At 54.0% G+C, this 22,972-nt stretch carries 19 protein-coding genes; 13 read left to right on the top strand and 6 right to left on the bottom strand.

Annotated features, from left to right (window positions below; all coding sequences use genetic code 11):
* Positions 1-73 precede the first annotated feature (73 nt).
* The 7 genes from ACOTXC_RS01460 (at position 74) to adhP (ending at position 7,594) form a co-directional block, all read left to right on the top strand.
* On the top strand, positions 74-925 hold the full coding sequence (locus ACOTXC_RS01460; RefSeq protein WP_421767373.1) for a Vmh family MBL fold metallo-hydrolase: 852 nt from the start codon (positions 74-76) through the stop codon (positions 923-925).
* A 51-nt stretch (positions 926-976) separates the two neighbouring features.
* A complete protein-coding gene (locus ACOTXC_RS01465; RefSeq protein ID WP_063849073.1) occupies positions 977-1,498 on the top strand; it encodes a VOC family protein in 522 nt (173 codons plus the stop codon).
* Between the two features lie 141 nt (positions 1,499-1,639).
* Positions 1,640-1,855, top strand: coding sequence for a biofilm-dependent modulation protein (gene bdm, locus ACOTXC_RS01470; RefSeq protein ID WP_022648192.1), 216 nt, complete (start codon positions 1,640-1,642; stop codon positions 1,853-1,855).
* Positions 1,856-1,950: 95 nt separating this feature from the next.
* Positions 1,951-2,088, top strand: coding sequence for a stationary-phase-induced ribosome-associated protein (gene sra / locus ACOTXC_RS01475; protein WP_000841561.1), 138 nt, complete (start codon positions 1,951-1,953; stop codon positions 2,086-2,088).
* Positions 2,089-2,264: 176 nt separating this feature from the next.
* Positions 2,265-3,962 (top strand): NAD-dependent malic enzyme, encoded by a 1,698-nt coding sequence (locus tag ACOTXC_RS01480; protein ID WP_022648194.1) that lies wholly within the window; start codon positions 2,265-2,267, stop codon positions 3,960-3,962.
* A gap of 706 nt (positions 3,963-4,668) precedes the next feature.
* Positions 4,669-6,378 carry an ABC-F family ATP-binding cassette domain-containing protein gene (locus tag ACOTXC_RS01485; RefSeq protein WP_421767338.1) on the top strand — a complete coding sequence of 570 codons (1,710 nt, stop codon included), beginning with the start codon at positions 4,669-4,671 and terminating at the stop codon, positions 6,376-6,378.
* A 205-nt stretch (positions 6,379-6,583) separates the two neighbouring features.
* The gene (adhP, locus tag ACOTXC_RS01490) at positions 6,584-7,594 is read left to right on the top strand and encodes an alcohol dehydrogenase AdhP (protein WP_023306254.1); all 1,011 of its coding nucleotides are present in this window, start codon (positions 6,584-6,586) and stop codon (positions 7,592-7,594) included.
* 39 nt (positions 7,595-7,633) lie between these two features.
* On the opposite strand, the gene ACOTXC_RS01495 is transcribed toward adhP, so the two are convergent.
* The gene (locus ACOTXC_RS01495) at positions 7,634-8,143 is read right to left on the bottom strand and encodes an RrF2 family transcriptional regulator (protein WP_421767339.1); all 510 of its coding nucleotides are present in this window, start codon (positions 8,141-8,143) and stop codon (positions 7,634-7,636) included.
* A 130-nt stretch (positions 8,144-8,273) separates the two neighbouring features.
* Here ACOTXC_RS01495 and ACOTXC_RS01500 point away from each other — a divergent pair, with 130 nt between their 5' ends.
* Positions 8,274-9,476, top strand: a complete 1,203-nt coding sequence (locus ACOTXC_RS01500; protein WP_148741982.1) for an NAD(P)/FAD-dependent oxidoreductase — start codon at positions 8,274-8,276, stop codon at positions 9,474-9,476.
* 39 nt (positions 9,477-9,515) lie between these two features.
* Here ACOTXC_RS01500 and araJ read toward each other — a convergent pair whose 3' ends face one another.
* Positions 9,516-10,691: an MFS transporter AraJ gene (araJ, locus tag ACOTXC_RS01505; protein WP_023306256.1), complete on the bottom strand. Its 1,176-nt coding sequence runs from the start codon at positions 10,689-10,691 to the stop codon at positions 9,516-9,518.
* 161 nt (positions 10,692-10,852) lie between these two features.
* Here araJ and ppk2 point away from each other — a divergent pair, with 161 nt between their 5' ends.
* A complete protein-coding gene (gene ppk2 / locus ACOTXC_RS01510) occupies positions 10,853-11,671 on the top strand; it encodes a polyphosphate kinase 2 (protein WP_022648203.1) in 819 nt (272 codons plus the stop codon).
* Between the two features lie 59 nt (positions 11,672-11,730).
* On the opposite strand, the gene fdnI is transcribed toward ppk2, so the two are convergent.
* Genes fdnI through fdnG form a run of 3 tightly spaced genes read right to left on the bottom strand, consistent with a single transcriptional unit; the run spans position 11,731 to position 16,323 of the window.
* Positions 11,731-12,387, bottom strand: a complete 657-nt coding sequence (gene fdnI, locus ACOTXC_RS01515; RefSeq protein WP_023300174.1) for a formate dehydrogenase-N subunit gamma — start codon at positions 12,385-12,387, stop codon at positions 11,731-11,733.
* Positions 12,380-13,264 carry a formate dehydrogenase subunit beta gene (gene fdxH / locus ACOTXC_RS01520; protein ID WP_003857048.1) on the bottom strand — a complete coding sequence of 295 codons (885 nt, stop codon included), beginning with the start codon at positions 13,262-13,264 and terminating at the stop codon, positions 12,380-12,382. Before fdxH ends, fdnI begins: the two co-directional genes overlap by 8 nt.
* Positions 13,265-13,275: 11 nt before the next feature.
* Entirely contained in the window at positions 13,276-16,323 is a 3,048-nt protein-coding gene (fdnG, locus tag ACOTXC_RS01525; protein WP_108367593.1) for a formate dehydrogenase-N subunit alpha, read from the bottom strand.
* Positions 16,324-16,542: 219 nt separating this feature from the next.
* Between fdnG and yddG the strand changes: the two genes are divergently transcribed.
* A complete protein-coding gene (yddG, locus tag ACOTXC_RS01530) occupies positions 16,543-17,421 on the top strand; it encodes an aromatic amino acid DMT transporter YddG (protein WP_045308154.1) in 879 nt (292 codons plus the stop codon).
* 624 nt (positions 17,422-18,045) lie between these two features.
* Positions 18,046-19,119 (top strand): porin OmpC, encoded by a 1,074-nt coding sequence (gene ompC, locus ACOTXC_RS01535; protein ID WP_022648207.1) that lies wholly within the window; start codon positions 18,046-18,048, stop codon positions 19,117-19,119.
* Positions 19,120-19,163: 44 nt separating this feature from the next.
* Here ompC and ACOTXC_RS01540 read toward each other — a convergent pair whose 3' ends face one another.
* Entirely contained in the window at positions 19,164-20,654 is a 1,491-nt protein-coding gene (locus ACOTXC_RS01540; RefSeq protein WP_023306260.1) for an MFS transporter, read from the bottom strand.
* Positions 20,655-20,770: 116 nt separating this feature from the next.
* On the opposite strand from ACOTXC_RS01540, the gene ACOTXC_RS01545 reads away from it, so the two are divergent.
* Positions 20,771-21,346: a TetR family transcriptional regulator gene (locus ACOTXC_RS01545; RefSeq protein WP_015570471.1), complete on the top strand. Its 576-nt coding sequence runs from the start codon at positions 20,771-20,773 to the stop codon at positions 21,344-21,346.
* Positions 21,347-21,555: 209 nt separating this feature from the next.
* Positions 21,556-22,941 carry a NarK family nitrate/nitrite MFS transporter gene (locus tag ACOTXC_RS01550; RefSeq protein WP_421767340.1) on the top strand — a complete coding sequence of 462 codons (1,386 nt, stop codon included), beginning with the start codon at positions 21,556-21,558 and terminating at the stop codon, positions 22,939-22,941.
* Positions 22,942-22,972: the final 31 nt, after the last annotated feature.

The following is a 22,972-nucleotide window of genomic DNA, read 5'->3' on the forward strand; positions in this document are numbered from 1 at the left end:
TCCTGTTTCAGGAATTCTGGCAAATGAAGAGATCCGTACAATAGAGACTTTCCTGAAGAACAGAGATATGACCATGACTATCGCCCGCCTTGCTTTGTTGACAACCCTTTTCACTCCGGCCGTCTTTGCCGCTCCGTTGACCGTTGATACGTATAACCCCCAGGAAAAAGGCATTTTTGCCGTTTCTTCCACGCTGGTATCTGGCCCGAAAGAGGCGGTACTGTTTGACGCCCAGTTCAGCGTGAAAGATGGCGAAGCGCTGGTAGAAAAAATTCGCCACAGCGGTAAAACGCTGAACAAAATCGTGATCACTTCCGGCGATCCGGATTTCTATTTCGGCCTGCAACCGCTGATGAAAGCCTTCCCTAATGCCAAAGTTGTCGCCACGCAACAGGTGGTGGACCATATCAGGGCCACAAAAGACGCGAAGCTCGCCTTCTGGGGGCCACAGATGAAAGATGGCGCGCCGACGCAGCTCTACGTGCCGCAAGTGCTTGCTTCAACCACCTTTATGATTGACGGTGAGAGAGTAAGCATTGAAGAGCCTGAAAGCTATGCGGCGTACGTCTGGATCCCATCCGCCAAAACCATCCTCGGCGGCACGGGCGTCTCATGGGGCATTCACGTCTGGACGGCGGATACCCAAACGCCGGAAAGCCGTAAACAGTGGCAGCAGACGCTGGATAGCATGGCTGCCCTTAAGCCCGAACGCGTTATTCCGGGCCACTACCTTGGGACACCGCCAGCGGGTACCGGCGCTATCGACTTTACCCGTCGCTATCTACAGCAGTTTGAAAAGGCCCTCAGGACGCATAAAGCGTCTACCGACCTCATCATCGCGATGAAAAAACAGTGGCCGAACCTAGCGGAAGAAAGTTCGCTGGAACTGAGTGCCAAAGTGAATACCGGCGAAATGAAGTGGTAATAAGCTGACTATCTCCTGCTATATTTAAATTTTTTATAGCAGGAGTTTACTATGACATCGTCAGTAAGGGGTATTGACCATATCGGTATTACGGTGCCCGACATTGAAAAAGCCACCCTATTTTTTGAACGCGCTTTCGGCGCACAGGTTTTATATCATTCTGTCGATGCAGAAACCGATAATATCGATCAGCCCGCCCAGCAACACACCTTAAAATTATTTCCCGGCACTAAAATTCATGCCATTCGCATGCTTGTTATGCCGCACGGACCCGGCATAGAACTTTTCGAAATGCATGGCCCTGAACAGGGAATGCCCGCTCGCGCCAGCGACTTTGGACTTCAGCATTTTGCTGTTTATGTTGATAATTTTGATAGTGCCATCGCGGCTTTCACCGCCGCCGGCGGTGAGATGTTCACCGCGCCGAAGCCGCTTAGCTTTCCGGATGAGCAAGGTGAAGGCAATGCTTTCTGCTATGGTCAAACCCCCTGGGGCAGCATTGTGGAATTGATCTCCTGGCCGACGCCCATGCCTTATGAAAAAACCACGAATTTACGCCGCTGGAAACCCTGAGTTTTATTTCTGTGCTACGGGAGATGTTATTTTTAATTCCAGGACGAATCTGAACCACAACGGCAAAAATATTTGCCAATCTGAATGTGAATTACGATTTTGCACGCCGTAACATTAAACAGACAACGACACGGAGGCAGCATGTTTACTTATTACCCGGCACATACCACAGCAGCACAACCGGAACTTGTTAACGCGATCGCACAAGGTCTTCACGCCGAGCACGGTGTTGTTACTGAAGATGACATTTTGATGGAACTGACCAAGTGGGTGGAAGCCACGGACAATGACATCCTCAGTGACATCTACCAGCAAACCATCAACTATGTGGTTAGTGGGCGAAACGCACCTCTGTAAAAACCTGCTAAGCTGGATCTGCAACCTAAGGGGTTACATTTCGTTTGCGTAAGCAAGCTTGTCCTTAAAACTATCAACAGGATTGAGGAGTTAACATGAAATCGAACCGTCAGGCACGCCATATTCTGGGACTGAACTACAAGCTCTCTAACCAGCGTAAAGTGGTTATTGAGGAGGGTAGCGAAACGCAAGTTACCCACGCCACCGGCAGGAAACGTCAGGCAGGCAAGTAATTTCCAGTACGAAATCCACAACACCATCGGTCACCCCGGTGGTGTTTTTCTTTATGTGTTGCGGTAATTAATATTCAGCTCCTTTATAATACCAACCGACCGCACCCCGTAGCACAGGCCAGAAAGATGACAAACAGCAGTGTCAGGGACGGATCTTCTTAAAAAGAGTGAGTGACATGGACAACAAACTGAAAAAACATCGTTCCCTTTATATTCCTTACGCCGGTCCGGTTTTACTGGAGTTCCCCCTTCTGAACAAAGGCAGCGCCTTTAGCATGGAAGAGCGCAGCAGCTTTAACCTGCTGGGCCTGCTGCCTGAAGTGGTTGAGACCATTGAAGAACAGGCAGAACGTGCCTGGATCCAGTATCAGGGCTTTAAAACCGAAATCGATAAACACATCTACCTGCGTAATATTCAGGACACCAACGAAACCCTCTTCTACCGCCTCGTGCAGAACCATCTTGAAGAGATGATGCCCGTCATTTACACCCCCACCGTCGGCGCGGCGTGTGAACGCTTCTCAGAGATCTACCGTCGTTCCCGCGGTGTGTTCATCTCTTATCAGAACCGTCACAACATGGATGACATTCTGCAAAACGTGCCTAACCACAACATCAAGGTGATCGTGGTGACCGATGGCGAACGTATTCTGGGCCTCGGTGACCAGGGCATTGGCGGGATGGGGATCCCCATCGGTAAGCTCTCGCTGTATACCGCCTGCGGCGGGATCAGCCCGGCCTACACCCTGCCGGTGGTACTTGACGTGGGGACCAATAACCAGCAACTGTTGAACGATCCGCTGTACATGGGCTGGCGTCACCCGCGCATTACCGACGACGAGTACTATCAGTTTGTGGATGATTTCATCCAGGCCGTGAAGCACCGCTGGCCTGACGTGCTGTTGCAGTTCGAAGACTTCGCACAGAAAAACGCCATGCCGCTGCTGAACCGCTACCGCGATGAGATCTGCTCGTTCAACGATGACATTCAGGGCACTGCGGCAGTGACCGTCGGTACGCTGATTGCTGCGAGCCGTGCGGCAGGCAGCCAGCTCAGCTATCAGAAAATTGTCTTCCTGGGTGCAGGCTCCGCGGGCTGCGGCATCGCCGAGCAAATTATTGCCCAGACCCAGCGCGAAGGCTTAAGCGAAGAGCTGGCCCGCTCCCGCGTCTTTATGGTGGACCGTTTTGGCCTGCTGACCGACGGCATGCCAAACCTGCTCCCGTTCCAGACCAAACTGGTGCAGAAGCGCGAAAACCTGAAAAACTGGGATACGGATAACGAAGTGCTCTCGCTTCTTGACGTGGTGCGCAACGTGAAGCCGGACATTCTGATCGGCGTGTCCGGGCAGACCGGCCTCTTCACGGAAGAGATTATTCGCGAGATGCACAAGCACTGCGAACGCCCTATCGTGATGCCGCTGTCTAACCCGACTTCACGCGTGGAGGCAACGCCGCAGGACATCATCGCATGGACCGAAGGTAAGGCACTGGTCGCAACCGGCAGTCCGTTTGATCCGGTGGTGTGGAAGGACAAACTCTACCCCATCGCGCAGTGCAATAACTCCTATATCTTCCCGGGAATTGGTCTGGGAGTTATCGCCTCCGGCGCGTCCCGCATCACCGACGAAATGCTGATGTCCGCGAGCGAAACGCTGGCAGGTCACTCTCCGCTGGTGAATAACGGTGAAGGCCTGGTACTGCCGGAGCTGAAAGACATTCACAAAGTGTCCCGCGCAATTGCCTTCGCGGTAGGCAAAATGGCGCAGCAGCAAGGCGTCGCGGTGAAAACCTCTGCCGATGCGTTGCAGCAGGCGATTGATGATAACTTCTGGATGCCGGAATACCGTAGCTATCGTCGTACTTCGATTTAAATCCGGGTGCTGACCGTTCCCTCGCCCCTCCGGGGCTGAGGGATCTCAGTAATTTGAAAGCAGAAGCGATAACCTTGCCTTCGGAATAACCGAAGGCTTTCAGCGAGGCCCTGGTCCGGCTGTAAATCGCTGAGGCGTTTCCTCCCGTCCCCGATAAGCCGGAAGGAATAAGCCGAAGGGACCGCGAAGCGGCGATTTTCCACCGGAAGCCCGGGTTGCCAGGGTGGTGGCGACTGAGCCACCCTGGCACGTTCACCGGTCATGTCATAACAGAGTAGCAAGGAACGTAAAGTGAACGGAATGACCACCCCAGCCGTATGTTCCCCTCACCCTGGCCCTCTCCCCTGTGGGACGAGGGGATGTTCTCTACCCATATTTATTTGTGGGGATCCCTCAGTCCTTTGGAAGAGGGTGAGACATCATGCCCTTCTTCCACTAGCCAAACCCATTTTCCCCCGCTACACTCCCTTCATCCATTAACCTACTGAATATATAAGGAGGCCAATTATGCTGTACTGTGAAATTTTCAATGTTTCACATACATTTGGTGATCGCACCAGCTCAAGCGTTATCGGTATCGTGCTGCGATAACTTCCGCTTGAGCGAAGACACCAACCCCTGAAATCCCTTCTCTCGGGCTTACTGAGTTATCGTCAGCGATGTTTGACGAGGCATAAACATGCCTGTAACTCTTGGGTAAGCAACAATGAGCACTTTACTCACTGCACAATCTTTACGTGTTGATACGGCGTTTGGCACGCTGTTCGACTCCCTCTCCTTTACGCTGAAAAAAGGCGACCGTATTGGCCTGCTGGGCGACAACGGCTGCGGCAAAAGTACGTTGCTGAAGGTGTTGGACGGCACAGACTCCCCTGCTGCCGGAACCGTCGCATTGGCCGGATACTGTCTGATGGCGCGCGTTGAGCAACACCTGCCAGAAGCCATTTATCCCCTGACCATGCTGGATGCCGTGCTGGCGCAACTGCCCGCGACTGAACGCGAGAGTCTGCACTGGAAAGCTGAAACGCTGCTGGCGGGTATGGGCTTTACACCGCAGGACATGGCCTTAACGTCGGCAACGCTGAGCGGCGGGCAGCACACGCGTCTCCTGCTGGCGCGGGCGCTGATCGGCGATCCAGATCTGTTACTGCTGGACGAACCGAGTAACCACCTCGATTTGCCGACCCTGCTCTGGCTGGAACAGTTTTTACAGAACTGGTCCGGCAGCTTTGTGCTGGTCTCACACGACAGGCAACTATTGGATGCCGTCACCAACGGCAGCTGGATCCTGCGCGATAAGATGTTGCACTACTTCGCCCTTCCCTGCACCGCCGCGCGTCAGGCGCTGGTAGCCAAAGACGAAAGTGATGCGCTGCGGCATAAGGCGGAGCAAAAGGAGATTGACCGCGTATCCGCCAGTGCCAGACGGCTGGCCACCTGGGGCAAGGTCTACGATAACGAAGATCTGGCCCGCAAAGCCAAACAGATGGAAAAGCAGGTCGAACGGCTTAAGGAGAGTCAGACAGAGCTCACCGCAGGCAGTCCGTGGACATTAACCCTGCGCGGTGACGCCCTGCGGGCAGACCGGCTACTGGAGATGGAAAACCTAAGCGTAGCGCCTGAGCCTGGCCTGTCTGAGCTGTTTCACGTCGACATTGCGCGGCTTAGAAGTGGCGATCGCGTGGCTATCGTCGGGCGTAATGGCTGCGGCAAATCATCACTGATGAAGCTTATCTGGCGGCATTTCTCAGGTGAACCTTCAGAGGCTGGCCTGAAACTTCATCCTCGCGTGTCGCCAGGCTATTACGATCAGACGCTGAATCAGCTTTCGGAGGAGGCAACAATCTTTGACGCGCTGGAGCCTTTCGCGCCAGATCCGCAGACCCGTAAAATGGCCCTCATCAGTGCCGGGTTCCCGTGGGCGCGTCACGGGCAAAAAGTCAGTACGCTGAGCGGTGGGGAACGTTCGCGCCTGCTGTTCATCGGCCTGACGCTTGCTCGCTATAGCCTTCTGATGCTGGATGAGCCAACCAACCACCTGGACATGGAAGGCAAAGAGGCGCTGGCGGAAACACTGCAACAGTTTGAAGGCGGAGTGCTGCTGGTGAGCCACGATCGTCAGTTAATTAGCCAGAGCTGTAACCGCTACTGGCTGATTGAGGACGGCAGGCTTAGCGAATGGCACGATGCGGAGGCGGTGTTTGAGCGCCTGCGTGCGAGCACCGGTCCGGTGGTGCCTGGGGCATCGAAGACTGCATCGAAGGCACCACCTTCAGCGTCTAACGATCTGCTCGAACGCCTGGTTGCCCTGGAAATGCTGCTGGAAGAGGATTTGGCGCGCAAGCCAAAACACCAAAAACCGCAGTTGCAGGCGCAATGGCGAAGAGAGATTGAGGAGATAGAAGCCCAACTATAAATCTGTACCCGGCGGTCGTTACGCCGGGTTTTTTACGTTAGCGTTTTCCCCTACTGATTATTAGAGGATCACCGTATTCTTAATCTGAAACTGAATTAATTGATGACATTATGTTGCGGTTGCCTTGCATTACAGCGCCAAAGTATTAATCCTTAATGGGTATTACACCTGCTATGCAGATACTCATTAGTAAAAGGAGAAACACATGAAGGCTGCTGTTGTCACTCAGGATCATCAGGTTAACGTTACAGAGAAAACCTTACGCGCGCTCAAACATGGTGAAGCGCTGCTGAAGATGGAGTGCTGTGGCGTTTGCCATACCGATCTCCATGTTAAAAATGGCGATTTTGGCGACAAGACCGGGGTGATCCTCGGCCATGAAGGGATTGGTATTGTCAAAGAGATTGGTCCGGGCGTCACGTCACTGAAAGTTGGCGATCGTGCAAGCGTGGCGTGGTTCTTCGAAGGCTGTGGCCACTGTGAATATTGTAATACCGGCAACGAAACTCTGTGCCGTGACGTAAAAAACGCGGGTTACTCCGTCGACGGCGGCATGGCGGAAGAGTGCATCGTGACCGCGGATTACGCGGTTAAAGTCCCGGAGGGGCTGGACTCTGCGGCGGCCAGCAGCATCACCTGCGCCGGTGTCACCACCTACAAAGCGGTAAAAGTCTCTGAGATCAAACCCGGCCAGTGGATTGCGATCTATGGCCTTGGCGGTCTGGGCAACCTCGCACTGCAATACGCCAAAAATGTCTTTAATGCGAAAGTTATCGCCATTGACGTGAATGACGAGCAGTTGAAGCTCGCTGCCAGCATGGGCGCAGACTTAACCGTGAACTCCCGCAGTGAAGATGCGGCAAAAGTGATTCAGGAGAAAACCGGCGGCGCACATGCGGCAGTGGTGACGGCGGTAGCGAAAGCGGCCTTCAACTCTGCCGTTGATGCAGTTCGCGCCGGAGGCCGCGTGGTGGCTGTTGGCCTGCCGCCGGAAGCGATGAGCCTGGATATACCACGTCTGGTCCTGGATGGAATTCAGGTGGTGGGCTCTCTGGTGGGTACTCGTCAGGATCTGCTCGAAGCCTTCCAGTTTGCGGCTGAAGGTAAGGTGGTTCCGAAAGTCACGATGCGCCCACTGGAAGATATCAACGCCATCTTTAAAGAGATGGAACAGGGCCAGATCCGTGGCCGTATGGTGATTGATTTACGTTCTTAACCGCGGTGGCCGGGTAGCGGGTTTGCCCTGCCCGGCCTGTCACGTAGACGAACGGCGATCGGAAATCCACTCCTGAACCTCGATCTGGAACGTGTCCGGCGCTTTTCGATACATCTTCCGCGCCAGATCCAGGATGGTATGGCGTCCTAACTCCTCTTCCATCCGCTGCTGCGCGCTGTCCATAACCGATCGCACCCCGCACGGTCCGTCACAGACCCAGGCCGGTGGCGTTTCATCAAATACCGCCAGGCGCTGACGCACTTCCCGACATTCGAACATATTCTTATCGCTGTCGATGGCGTGCGCCACGTCCAGCACGCTGATCAGCTCTGCCGGACGCGCCAGCCGGAATCCACCCCCCTTGCCTTCGGTGCTGATAACCAGCCCCGCGCGTGACAAACGAGTGAAAATCTTCCCAAGATAGTCGTACGGTACGCCCTGCAAGGCCGCCATCTCCCGGACGCTCATCTCACGCTCATTGCCTTTTGCATCCACCATACACATCAGGCTATGAATGCCATATTCCACACCAGAACTGTAAAACGCCATGGCTCACTCCGGGTTATTGTTCGCTGCATTATAACGAATTTTAACTCAGAAAGAAGTTGTCGTAGTTAACTCCGACAAGTATAGTGGCAGTTATGTCAGACACACAGCCTGACGAACAAAAGGATCGAGTATGAAAAAGCAGATTTTAATTGTGGGTAGTGGGTTTTCCGGTATGTGGGCTGCGGTCAGCGCCGCGCGTCTTTCTGCTCTGGAAGGTAATAATAGCCTCAGCATTGCCGTGCTGGCCCCGGTGCCGGAACTGCGCGTTCGTCCACGTTTTTATGAAGAGAACGTGTCGACGATGGTCGCGCCACTGACCGAACTGTTTGCTGAGCTGGGTATTGCCTTTATTTCGGGCGAAGCACAACGTATTGATACCTCATCTAAAACCGTTTTGTATCGCGATTCAAACGGCGCCATTGCCGAAGTCAACTGGGAACGTCTGATCCTCGCAACCGGTAGCCAGACTAAACGTCCGCCGATTGCCGGTCTGACTGAATACGCATTTGATATCGACCAACTCGACTCCGCCAGGCTGTTCGAGCAACATCTTGATTCGCTGGTTTCGCGCCCCTCCACCCCAGAACGCAATACCGTGGTCGTGTGTGGCGGCGGTTTTACCGGCATTGAGCTGGCAACGGAACTCCCTGCTCGTCTTCGCACCCGCTTCGGCGCCGATACAAAGACTAAAGTAATCGTAGTTGAAAGAGGTGCAACTATTGGCGGGCGTTACAGCGAGGCGCTGCGTAACACCATTGAAGAAGCAAGCAACACGCTGGACGTTGAATGGCGTTTAAACAGTGAAATTGAAGCTATTGATGCCAGCGGCGTGACGCTGAAAAACGGAGAGCGCATTGCCAGCGCGACTGTAGTGTGGACGGCAGGGGTAGAAGCTAACCCCCTCAGCCTGCAAATTGACGGGGAACGCGACACTCAGGGACGCCTTATCGTCACCGACACGTTGCAGATCCCTGCGCATCCGGAGGTTTACGCGACGGGTGATATGGCGCACGCCAAAACGGACGATGCGGGCAACACGGCACTGATGACCTGCCAGCACGCGATCCAGCTGGGGAAATTCGCCGGACATAACGCAGCTGCCAGCCTGTTAAATCTGGAGCCGTACCCTTACCGTCAGGTGAATTACGTCACCTGTCTGGATCTGGGTGGCTGGGGCGCGGTGTACACCGAGGGCTGGGAACAGCGTGTTAAATCCGTGCGCGAGGAAGGCAAAAAGATCAAAGTCGCCATCACCAACGAACTGATTTACCCGCCAGCAGCAGACAAAGCTGTCGCATTTGCCGCCGCTGACCCGCTGGCGAAATTCGTGTAGTCCCCTCCTGTGCCCGCGACCAGCGGGCAAAGCGTGAAATCAGGCCAGCGCTCCTGCGTTGGCCTGACGCTTTTTGGCACATAAAAAACCGTACATCAACAGAGAGGTCATTGCTGAGAAGGATAAGATCGCTGCCGGAAGCGTGACATAGCTCCAGCTAAAGCCGAGCGTAATCATCATTCCACCGAAATACGCGCCTATTGCGCTGCCGAGGTTAAACGCCATTTGCCCGCCTGCGGCCCCCAGCATTTCGCCGCCTTTCGCATTTTGCAGCAGCAGTATTTGCAGCGGCGCAGAGAGCGCAAACAGCCCGGCGCAGCAAACAAATCCCATTACCAGTGAAGCTGTTTTAAGCTCGCCAAACGCGAACAGTAACAGCAGCGAAGCCACAATCACCATGTCGGTGGTGGCAGCGATGCGCAGCGGGCTAAAGCGCGACGACAGCTTGCCGCTGAAGACATTACCCAGCACCATGCCCAGCCCCATCAGCATCATGATCGCGGTCATGACGCCCTCGGAAAAGCCTGACACGTTGACCATAAACGGCTTCACGAAGCTAAACCAGGCAAACACCCCGGCATTGCCAAACATCGTAGCGGCAAAAATCAGCCACGGTTCCGGTTTTTTCAGGAAGTGGAATTGTTCTGTCAGCCGGGTGGTTGTCGTGTCGTGAATGTCTGGCACCCACAGCAGAACAGAGAGGATCACCAGCGCATCAAAGACGGCAATCAAAAAGAAGGTGTAACGCCAGTTAAATTCATGTCCCAGCCACGTCCCGAGCGGGACGCCAAGCAAATTGGCAACGGTCATCCCGGCAATCATCCCTGCTACAGCAACCGTCACCTTACCCGGTGGCGCAATTTTTGACAGGATTATCGCCCCCACACCGAAAATCGCGCCATGCGGGAAACCAGAGATTAAGCGCCCCGCCGCCAGCCCTATGTAGGTGTCAGAGAAGGTAAAGAGCGCGTTACCGACGACGCACATCGCCACCAGAAACAGCAGCGTTGTTTTCAGCGAAAATTTACTGGAGAACAGCGCCACAATCGGCGCGCCGATCACTACGCCAAAAGCGTAAAACGAAATCATATTTCCGGCGGAGGGAATCGAAATGCCCGTATCATGAGCCAGTTCTGTCAGCACGCCCATGATGCCAAATTCAGCCATCCCCAGGCCAAAGGTAGCCAGTGCTAACGAAAAAATTGTTTTTTTCATACCGCGACCACTGTTAAAAAATACGCAGCGTGCATTATTGATTAAACTTGTATGGTGAACCAGTTCAAATCAGCTTTCTGACACATTAATCCATTCATTCAGGCCGATTACACGCTTAGTACGGCCTCGATCCCGCGACCGGACCGATAGGGAGACCCGCCATGGTCAGTAAGAAGAAAACCCGTGTTGTTGATGATGTCGTTAAAAACGCGCCGCTCAAAACCAAAGCGTACGAGCAAGAGCTTCGCCGCCTCCATGTTGAACTGGTTAAGCTCCAGCAATGGGTGGTCGCCAAAGGGTTAAAGGTCTGTATTGTTTTTGAAGGGCGAGACGGCGCGGGTAAAGGCGGCGCCATCAAAGCCATCACCGAACGCGTCAGCCCCCGGGTGTTTCGCGTTGTTGCGTTACCGGCCCCCACCGATAAAGAGAAAAGTCAGCTCTATTTTCAGCGTTACGTTCCCCATCTGCCCTCTGCCGGTGAAATCGTCATTTTTGACCGGAGCTGGTACAACCGCGCAGGCGTGGAAAGAGTAATGGGTTTCTGTACCGAAGAGCAGGCCGACAAATTTCTTGATGGAACGCCGGTGATGGAAAAAGCGATGGTCGATGCCGGGATCATATTGTTGAAATACTGGCTTGAAGTAACGCCAAAAGAGCAGGAACGCCGCCTGCGCGATCGCATTAATGATGGTCGCAAGATCTGGAAGCTGTCTCCAATGGACATAAAATCTTTCAATCTGTGGGATGAATATACCCTCGCCCGTGATGCGATGTTTAAAGCGACCGACACCGCCTGGGCGCCGTGGTTTGTGGCGCGCTCAGAAGATAAAAAACGGGTTCGGTTGAATATTATTTCGCATCTGCTTTCACAGATCCCCTATAAAGAAATTCACGTTGACAAGGTGGATTTACCGAAACGCAAGATCGGCAAAGTGAAGCCAACAAAATATCCCTTCCGGTATATTGCAGAGCGGTTTTGATACAGGGAAGCAGACCAGCACAAGCGCAGCGCCGCCGGACAATGCCGACGGCGCGAGGTTTACTTCAACCCTTCCGAACTCTCTTTTTGCGCTTCAAGACGCTCAATGTCGCGGTACCAGCGCGGATGGTGCTTCTGCGCCCAGCGGCGGCTCACCTTCCCTTCAATCATGCCTTTAATCGATCCTTTCACCCAGAATGCCATATACATATGGATCAGAATGGCGTGGATCAGAATAATGGCCGAGGTCGCGTGGATCAGCAGCGCATAACGCACTACCTGAATCGGGAAATAGTGCGCAAAATACGGACGCCAGATGATCACCCCGGTCACCAGCAGCACAAAAATCATGCTCATGATGGTCCAGAACATCATCTTCTGCCCGGCGTTATATTTGCCCACCTTCGCGACTTTATGCTCGTTGCCTTTCAGAACCTCAACAATCCCTTTTAGCCACGGAATATCCTGCTTGTCAGGGATGTTGTGATGAACGAAACGCACAAACATAAACATCAGCACCACGAAAATCAGTACGCCGAAGAACGGATGCAGTATGCGCCCCATCTGCGGTGTCCCGAAGGTTTCCGTTAGCCACTGTAGCGTCGGGAAGAAGAACGAAATGCCGGATACCGCCACCAGGAAGAAGCAGATGACCACCGTCCAGTGACAGGCGCGATCGACAAATTTTGTGCGCACTATCATTTTCGACTTACTCATGATGCTCCTCCTCGTCGTCATCCACCTCTTTATTCGGCCCGATACCGATGTAGTGATAAATCAGCCCGGCAAAGGTGGCGATAAAGCCCGCCGCTGAGAGCGGCTTAAGCGCCCCTTTCCAGAGGTTGATTGAGGTATCGATCGCCGGATCTTTCGGCAGATTGTGATACAGCTCCGGCTGGTCATTGTGGTGCAGAACATACATGACGTGCGTACCGCCCACGCCCTGCGGGTTATAAATCCCGGCCTTGTCATAGCCGCGCGCTTTGAGCTTATCCACCCGCTGCTGCGCCACTTCCAGCATCTCTTTTTTGGTGCCGAAGTGGATAGCCCCGGTAGGACAGGTCTTCACGCAGGCAGGCTCCTGTCCGACGCTGACGCGATCGACACACAGCGTGCATTTATAGACCCGGTTATCTTCTTTATTGAGGCGCGGGATATTAAACGGACAGCCTGCGATGCAGTAGCCGCAGCCGATACAGTTATCCTGCTGGAAGTCGACGATCCCGTTGGCGTACTGAATAATTGCACCCGCAGACGGGCATGCCTTCAGGCAGCCCGGATCTTCACAGTGCATACAGCCGTCTTTACGGATTAGCCACTCCAGCTTGCCGTTCTGGTCGGTTTCGCTAAAGCGCATCACCGTCCAGGACTTGGCGCTCAGATCAGCCGGGTTATCGTAAACGCCAACGCAGTGCCCCACCTCGTCGCGGATATCGTTCCACTCCGAGCAGGCCACCTGGCAGGCCTTACAGCCCACGCAGGAGGAGACATCGATCAGCTTGGCGACTTCTGCCTTGTAGTCCCGCGCGCGAGGCGCGGGCGTTATCGGGTTGGTCGCGGAGCGTTTAATAATGTCTTGTGTTTCCATCGCCATTTAATCGCTCCTTACGCTTTCTCGATGTTGACCAGAAACGCTTTATACTCCGGCGTTTGCGAGTTGGAATCGCCGACGTTTGGCGTCAGGGTATTGGCGATGTAACCTTTCTGCGCCACCCCTTCAAAGCCCCAGTGCAGCGGGATGCCGACGGTTTCTACCTGCTGGCCGTGTACGTTCAGACTTTGCAGACGACGGGTGACCACCGCTACCGCGCGAATAAAGCCGCGCTTGCTGCTCACCGTCACGCGATCGCCATTGGCAATGCCTTTCGCCTTCGCCAGCGTTTCGCTTATCTCCACAAACTGTTCCGGCTGCGCGATGGCGTTAAGCCGCGCATGTTTGGTCCAGGTATGGAAATGCTCGGTCAGGCGGTAGGTAGTTCCGACATACGGGAACTTGTCCTTTTTACCTAAACGCAGCACGTCATCTTCATAGATACGCACTACCGGGCTGGAGACCACGTTCGGGTGCAGCGGGTTAGTGCCGAGCGGCGTTTCCATCGGCTCGTAATGTTCCGGGAACGGCCCTTCCGCCAGCTTGTCGATGGCAAACAGACGCCCCAACCCTTCCGGCTGCATGATAAACGGCCCGGTGTTGCTGCCCGGCGCGGCGGTGTTGAAGTCCGGGATATCGTTCCCCGTCCACTTCGTGCCGTTCCACTCGATCAGCATGCGTTTCGGATCCCACGGCTTACCGTTCACGTCTGCCGAGGCACGGTTGTACAGTACGCGGCGGTTCAACGGCCACGCCCATGCCCAGCCCAGCGTGTTGCCCAAGCCTGACGGATCGGCGTTATCACGGTTGGCCATCTGGTTACCCTGCTCCGTCCAGCTGCCGGTGTAGATCCAGCAGGACGAGGCCGTGCTGCCGTCGTCACGCAACAGCGCGAAGCTATTGAGCAACTGGCCTTTCTTCGCCACCAGATTGCCGTTGGCATCGTACAGATCGGCCAGCGCCACGCCGTTGTTCTCTTTTGCCACCTCTTCAGACTCAGGATGATCCGGCTGCTTGTAGTTCCAGCTCATCTTCAGCAGCGGCTCAGCGCCTTTGCCGCCTTCGGTGCGGTACATTTCGCGCAGACGATGGTAAATCCCGGCCAGAATTTCGCCGTCATTACGCGCTTCACCCGGCGCATCCTGACCTTTCCAGTGCCACTGTAGCCAGCGGCCAGAGTTGGCAATAGAACCGTCCTCTTCCGCAAAGCAGGTCGATGGCAGTCGGAACACCTCGGTCTGAATGGATGCCGGATCGACATCGTTAGACTCGCCGTGGTTCTGCCAGAACGTAGACGTTTCGGTGACCAGCGGATCGATAACCACCATGTACTTCAGCTTGCTCAGGCTGCGAACGACTTTGTTTTTATCCGGGAATGACGCCACCGGGTTAAAGCCCTGGCAGATATACCCCGTGACGTCGCCCTTATCCATCATGTTGAAATACTTGATGACATCGTAAGCCTGATCCCATTTCGGCAACCACTCAAAGCCCCAGTCATTCTCTTTCTGCGCCGCATCGCCGTAGAACGATTTCATCAGACTGACGGCAAACTTCGGATAGTTACTCCAGTAGTTCACCTGGTCCGGACGCGTCGCTTTTGGCGTGTTGGCGTCAAGCCAGCTTTGCCAGTCGGTCTGCTTCTCCGACGGCAGGGTCAGGTAACCCGGCAGGCTGGTCGACAGCAGGCCGAGATCGGTTAAGCCCTGAATGTTGGAGTGTCCGCGCAGGGCGTTCACGCCACCACCGGCCATCCCCATGTTGCCGAGCAGCAGCTGGATCATCGCCATGGTACGGATGTTCTGCGCGCCCACGGTATGCTGCGTCCAGCCCAGCGCGTACAGGAAGGTGGTTGTTCTGTCGGCGGCACTGGTGGAGGCCAGCACTTCACATACTTTCAGGAAGTCTGCTTTCGGCGTACCGCAGATGTTTTCCACCACGTCTGGCGTATAACGGGAAACATGCTGTTTCAGCAAGTTCCAGACGCAGCGTGGATCGCTCAGGGTCTCATCGCGTTTCGCGTAGCCGTTTTCGTCGAATTGATAGTTCCAGGACGATTTATCGTACTGACGTTTCTCTGCGTCATAGCCGCTGAACAGGCCATCTTCGAAGGCGAAATCTTCCCGCACCAGCAGGCCGGCATTGGTGTAATGCTTAACGTATTCCGCGTTAATCTTATTGTTTTCGATCAGGTACAACAGCACGCCGGAAAGGAACGTAATATCCGTACCGGAGCGTATCGGCGCATAAATATCAGCCACCGATGCCGTACGCGTAAAGCGTGGATCGACGACAATCAGCGTCGCATCGTTGTTGTTTTTCGCTTCCATCGCCCAGCGGAATCCCACCGGATGGGCTTCAGCGGCGTTACCGCCCATCACCACCACGACGTTTGCGTTTTTGATATCAACCCAGTGGTTGGTCATCGCACCGCGACCAAATGTTGGAGCAAGACTTGCTACCGTTGGTCCGTGTCAGACGCGCGCCTGGTTATCAACCGCCAGCATGCCGAGGGAGCGCACAAATTTTTGCGTCAGCATGCCGGTCTCATTACTTGCCGCAGATGCACACAGCATCCCGGTGGAGGTCCAGCGGTTTACCGTAACGCCCTGCTCGTTCTTTTCAATAAAGTTGGCGTCGCGATCCGCTTTCATCAGTTTTGCAATACGTGAGAAGGCCTCGTCCCAGGAGATGCGCTGCCATTTATCAGAGCCCGGCGCACGATATTCCGGATAGCGCAGACGGTTTTCACTGTGGACGTAGTCCAGCAGCCCCGCCCCTTTCGGGCAAAGCGCCCCGCGGCTCACCGGATGGTCCGGGTCCCCTTCAATATGATAAATCGCTTCTTTGGCGTTCTTCGCGCCATCACCCAGGCTATACATTAATAGCCCACAACCCACGGAGCAGTATGTGCAGGTGTTACGGATCTCTTTCGCGCGCAGCAGTTTATAGTTGCGTGCCTGAGCCAGCGCCATTTTGGGAGCGAATCCCAGCATTGCGGCTGTTGTTCCGGCCATACCGCCCGCGCAGATTTTAAAAAATTGTCTGCGGCTGACGTCCATTGCTGTCCTCGTTATCTGATAAGACTTCGCGCCGCAAACTAACAGCAAAGCCCCTGTTTTTTTTGCGTCAAATCAAGGTCGCCGAACTTCGCCCCCTTAATAGTCACCGCCGGTATGATTTATTACTCCTTTCGGGTTAACCGCGAAACAGAAAATTCGCCTGGTGAATGGGTTAGATGCTATAAGTTTACCCTTTGATTTTTATGAGACTGGCAGGGTATGGACAGAAAAAGAGCAACGCTGATTGGCCTGGTGGCCATACTGCTGTGGAGTACCATGGTGGGTCTCATCCGCAGCGTCAGTGAGGGACTTGGCCCGGTGGGGGGCGCAGCAATGATCTACACCGTCAGCGGATTATTGTGTCTGGCGACGGTAGGTTTCCCTGATATTAAACGGTTTTCGAAAGGCTATCTCATTGCGGGCAGCGTCCTGTTTGTCAGCTATGAAATGTGCCTTGCCCTGTCGCTTGGCTTTGCCGCGACGCGCTCGCAGGCAATTGAGGTGGGCATGGTCAATTATCTCTGGCCAAGCCTGACGATTGTGTTCGCCATTTTGTTCAACGGACAAAAATCCACCCTGTGGGTGATCCCCGGCTTAGCGATCTCCCTGTTGGGCGTGGGCTGGGTCTTAGGCGGCGAAAACGGGCTGCACGTTCACGACATCATGCAGAACATCGTTTCCAGCCCGCTGAGCTACGGGCTGGCATTTGCCGGTGCCTTTATCTGGGCCGCCTACTGCACCGTCACCAGCAGGTATGCCAGAGGGCAAAATGGCATTACTCTTTTCGTCCTGCTGACCGCCCTGAGCCTGTGGGTCAAATATGCCGTCAGCGATCAGCCTGAAATGGTATTCAGCGTGCCGGTAGTCGTGAAGCTGTTGATGTGTGGTGTTGCCCTTGGCTTTGGCTACGCCGCCTGGAACATTGGGATCCTCCACGGTAACGTCACGGTGCTTGCGGCCGTCTCCTACTTCACCCCGGTACTCTCTGCCGCGCTGGCGGCTATTATGCTGAGCTCTCCGCTTTCATTCTCATTCTGGCAAGGTGCATTAATGGTTTGCGCAGGATCATTACTTTGCTGGTATGCCACCCGCAAATAGCATTTTAATTTTACCGGGCACGAATTATGCCCGGTAAAAATTAACATTATTTTAATATGTGATCACAGTAAAGAATATTATTTATAACATTCGTATGTATTTCTATTTCTGTATAGAGTACTCATAAAAAGTCAGATCCGTTGTGGAAATTGACATAAACTGACAACGCAGGTAATTAATTCAACCCCAATATTCCCGCACTATATAGCACATAGTGCAATAGTTTATTTCTGGATGTTTCTTTTAAAAAACAGTTGCAGGCTCCAGGATAAATCCACAAGCCACTGTTTTAAAAGTCAATAACGCGGCCAATTCCTTGACATTACCTGCCAAGCCCTTTTATCTCTCTCTAAAAACAAAAACGCATGGCAACTATTTCCAGCCTTATTATCGTGTTTTGTTAATAATCAATTTATGTATATAAATTAACCTTACTGAGCGATTTAAGGGAAATTTATCGGATCAGGATCACACTAATTGAAATTATCTTTAATATTTTGAAACTTATTATTGAAAGCAGTCTACGGAATTTTAAAAATAGTCTGCCATTGACGATAAGCCTCGTTTAAAAATCGCTCAGGTGGCTTAGGAAATACCTAAATAAAATTATAAGGGTTAGTTAAGATGAAACTTAAATTAGTTGCAGTGGCAGTGACTTCCATGTTGGCGGCTGGCGTTGTTAACGCGGCTGAAGTTTTTAACAAAGACGGTAACAAACTGGATCTGTACGGCAAAGTTACTGGTCTGCACTATTTTTCTGATGATGCTGGTAGCGACGGCGACAAAACATACGTTCGTCTGGGCTTCAAAGGTGAAACTCAGATCAACGATCAGCTGACCGGATACGGCCAGTGGGAATATGAGTTCAAGGGCAACCGCTCTGAAGCTCAGGGTTCCGACGGCAACAAAACCCGTCTGGCCTTCGCTGGTCTGAAATTCGATGAATTCGGTTCCTTCGACTACGGTCGTAACTACGGTGTTGCTTATGACATCGGCGCATGGACTGACGTTCTGCCAGAGTTCGGTGGCGATACCTGGACGCAGACTGACGGCTTCATGACCGGTCGTACCACTGGCGTTGCCACCTACCGTAACACCGACTTCTTTGGTCTGGTTGACGGCCTGAACGTGGCTGCCCAGTACCAGGGTAAAAACGACCGTTCAGAGATCACCGAATCCAACGGTGACGGCTGGGGTCTGTCTTCTACCTATGAATTCGACGGCTTCGGTGTGGGTGCGACCTACGCGAAATCTGACCGTACTGACCGTCAGGTTCGTGCTGCAAGCAACCTGAACGCCGGTGGCGAAAACGCAGAAGTCTGGGCTGCTGGCCTGAAGTACGATGCGAACAACATCTACCTGGCAACCACCTACTCTGAAACCCGCAACATGACGGCGTTCGGTAGCGGTCACGTTGCCAACAAAGCACAGAACTTCGAAGTTGTGGCTCAGTACCAGTTTGACTTCGGTCTGCGTCCATCCATCGCTTACCTGAAATCCAAAGGTAAAGACATCGGTTCTTATGGCGACCAGGACCTGGTTGAATACGTTGACGTTGGCGCGAGCTACTACTTCAACAAAAACATGTCCACCTACGTTGATTACAAAATCAACCTCGTGGATGACAGCCAGTTCACCAAAGATGCCAAAGTGGCTACCGACAACATCGTGGCTGTAGGTCTGACCTACCAGTTCTAAGAGGTGTTAGTTCAAAAGGCCAGCCCTCGCGGCTGGCCTTTTTTTTACTGCTGCCCTCCGACCTTCGCCAGACTAAACCAGATCCCGATCGCCAGAATCATCAGCATGGCTCCCGCACTGCCCAGGGCCACGCTGTGCGAGGTGATGAACGCGGTTTTTGCCGCCGTCATCACCGGCTCGGCCAGTGACGGCGTCAGCTCCTGCGCGACCTTCATCGCTTCACCGATGGACGACGAGGCTTTATCGGTCAGCGACGCGCTCAGCCCCTGCGGCAGTACAATTGACGCCGAAAAGCTGCGGGTTAACAACAGACCGAAAATGGCGATCCCGAGACCAGCGCCCAGCTCGTAGGACATGGTTTCGATCGCGCCTGCCGCGGCCGCTTTCTCTTTCGGCGCGGCAGCCATGATCGCTGACGTCGATGCCAGCAGTGCGCTGGCGGCACTGAAGCCCAGCAGCACCATCAGGCTCCACGCCTGCCACTGTTGGGTGCTGAAATCGAGCGTCGACAGGCCGATAAAACTGATCGCGCTTAGCCCCATGCCTCCGGCCGCGACAATGCGCAGCCCCAGACGCCCGACCAGCACACCCGCGATCGGCCCGCTAAATCCGCTCGCCACCATCACCGGCAGCATAAATATCCCTGCTTCAAACGGCGTAAAACCATGCACGAACTGCAACTCCTGCGCCATCAGCAGTTCAAAGCCCACCAGCGCAATCATGGCGGTCATCGCCATGACCACGCCGCTTAAAATAATGCGATGGCAAAACAGACGCATGTCGATCATTGGCACGCGCGCGCGCAGCTGGATACGGACGAAAATAAACAGCATCACCGCCCCGGTAAGCAGCGTAGAGGCCACCATCCACGGCGACAGCACCCCTTTCAGGGCGGTTTTGGCGCTGTAGACCAGCAGTAAAATGGCGACAATCAGCATAATGGCATGGCTAATATTGAGCGGCTGCTCGGGCCGACCCTGCTGAGCAGGCACAAAGCGCGCAGCAAGCGAAACCACGATCAGCACGATCGGCACGTTAATCAGGAAGACCGAACCCCAGTAAAAGTGCTCCAGCAGCATGCCGCCAATCAGCGGGCCAAATGCCGCGCCGCCCGACCCAACGGCAGCCCAGACGCCAAGGGCGATGTTACGGTGCCGCACGTCAATAAACAGCGTGCGGATCCCTGCAAGCGTAGCCGGAATGATCATCGCCGCGCCAATCGCCAGCGACGCGCGGGCGGCAATCAGCCAGCCCGCGGACGGCGCAAAAGCCGCCGCTAACGATGACAGGCCAAACAGCACGCTGCCGATCATCAGCAGGCGCTTAAAACCTATGCGATCGCCCAGCGCGCCCATCGGCAGCACCATCCCCGCCATCACCAGCGAGTAAATATCAATAATCCACAGCAATTCGTTGCCGCTGGCACCAAGCGTCATGCTCAATGTTGGCGCCGCCACGTGCAGCACCGTCGCGTCAATCGCCACCGGGATATACACCAGCACGATAATCACTAACGCTAACCACTGACGAAACATAAATTTCCTTTTCAGTTAAAAACTGGACACATGTCCAGATTGCGATCCTACGTAAAGTTGAACACTTGTCCAGCTCTTTGTTACACTCGTTTCGTTGCCATTGAGAGTGAGAAATTATGCGTTATCTGAGCAAGGACGAGCGGCGGGAAGAGATCCTACAGGCCGCAATGCGCGTGGCGCTGACCGAAGGATTCGCTGCGATGACCGTGCGCCGAATCGCTACCGAAGCGGGCGTCGCCACCGGGCAGGTGCATCACCACTTTGCGTCGGCCGGCGAGCTTAAATCGCTGGCGTTTGTCAGGCTGATCCGCGATTTGCTGGATGCTGAAATCGTTGGCGAAAACGCAGGCTGGCGCGAGCGCCTGCATGCCATGCTCGGCAGCGATGACGGTGGGTTTGAGCCCTACATTCGACTGTGGCGGGAGGCGCAAATTCTCGCCAGCCGGGATAGCGATATCAAAGGCGCTTACGTTTTGACCATGGAGATGTGGCACCAGGAAACGGTCGCAATTATCCGCGCCGGGGCGGAGGCCAACGCCTTTACGCTTGCTGATCAGCCGGAAAATATCGCCTGGCGTTTAATTGGTCTGGTATGTGGCCTGGATGGCATATATGTCTTAAATATGCCTGAAATGGACGACGCGGCATTTAATAAGCATCTGGATAAACTTATCTCCCTCGAATTGTTTTAATACTCCCATCGGAGTATTAATTTCTGCAAATAGTTACAATTAGTAACACATAAAGCGAACCCTGATTCCCATTCCAAACTCAGGGATTCGCTTTTTTATCTATCCTTTCAGATGTATCCCATAACATCCTATAAATTTCATACGCCAATGACAGGTATCTTTCTGTTTTTCCTTCTTTTTCTCTCCACTTCGGTAAGCAAGAGGGTGATATGTCACATCAAAGCGAGAAGAGTAATCAGCATCTGTTGAGTAACTGGAAACCGGAAAACGCGCAATTTTGGGAGAATAAAGGGAAACATATCGCACGAAGAAACCTGTGGATTTCCGTGGCATGTTTGCTTCTGGCGTTTTGCGTCTGGATGTTGTTTAGCGCTATTGCGGTAAATCTTAATAAGGTCGGATTTAATTTCAGCACCGATCAGCTTTTTATGCTAACGGCATTACCTTCTCTCTCCGGCGCGATATTGCGTGTCCCCTACTCTTTTATGGTGCCGATATTTGGCGGGCGTTACTGGACCGTGTTAAGCACCGTTATCCTGGTCGTACCCTGTGTCTGGCTTGGGATCGCCATCCAGAATACCGCCACGCCCTATTGGATCTTCATCATCATCGCACTGCTGTGCGGTTTTGCCGGTGCCAACTTCGCTTCCAGTATGGGAAACATCAGCTTCTTCTTCCCGAAAGCCAGACAGGGCAGCGCACTGGGCATTAACGGCGGGCTGGGTAACCTGGGCGTGAGTGTGATGCAGCTGGTTGCGCCGCTGGTGATTTTCCTGCCGATGTTTACCTTCCTCGGCGTGCACGGCGTACCGCAGGAGGATGGCTCGACGATGTGGCTGGCGAACGCGGCGTGGATCTGGGCGCCGCTGCTGATTCTGGCCACCATTGCGGCGTTTTTTGGCATGAATGACATCGCCAGCTCGAAAGCGTCCATTGCCAGCCAGCTTCCGGTGCTTAAGCGCTTTCATCTCTGGCTGCTGAGCCTGCTTTATCTGGCAACCTTCGGCTCGTTTATCGGTTTCTCGGCAGGCTTTGCCATGTTGTCGAAAACCCAGTTTCCGGACGTTAATATCCTCCACCTCGCCTTCTTTGGCCCACTGATCGGCGCCCTGGCGCGTTCGGCTGGCGGAATGATTTCGGACAGACTGGGCGGCGTAAGGGTGACGCTGATCAACTTTATCTTTATGGCCATCTTTAGCGCCCTGATTTTCCTGACGCTCCCCGGGTCTGGTTCAGGCAGCTTTATCGCCTTCTATCTGGTCTTTATGGGCCTGTTTCTGACCGCAGGCCTGGGTAGCGGCTCGACCTTCCAGATGATCGCGATTATCTTTCGCCAAATCACCCTCGACCGCGTGAAAAAACAGGGCGGGAGCGATGAACAGGCACAGCATGAAGCGGTGACCGAAACGGCTGCGGCGCTGGGGTTTATCTCTGCCATCGGTGCGGTGGGCGGGTTCTTTATTCCCAAAGCCTTTGGCACCTCCCTGGCGATGACCGGTTCCCCGGTGGGCGCCATGAAAGTCTTCCTCGTGTTTTACATCGTCTGCGTGCTCGTCACCTGGCTGGTGTACGGCCGCAAATCCTCACAAAAATAATAACTACCTCTTCGCCGGAGCGTGATGCCTC

The organism is Enterobacter cloacae complex sp. IR5428, assembly GCF_049238585.1.
Classification (GTDB): domain Bacteria; phylum Pseudomonadota; class Gammaproteobacteria; order Enterobacterales; family Enterobacteriaceae; genus Enterobacter; species Enterobacter intestinihominis.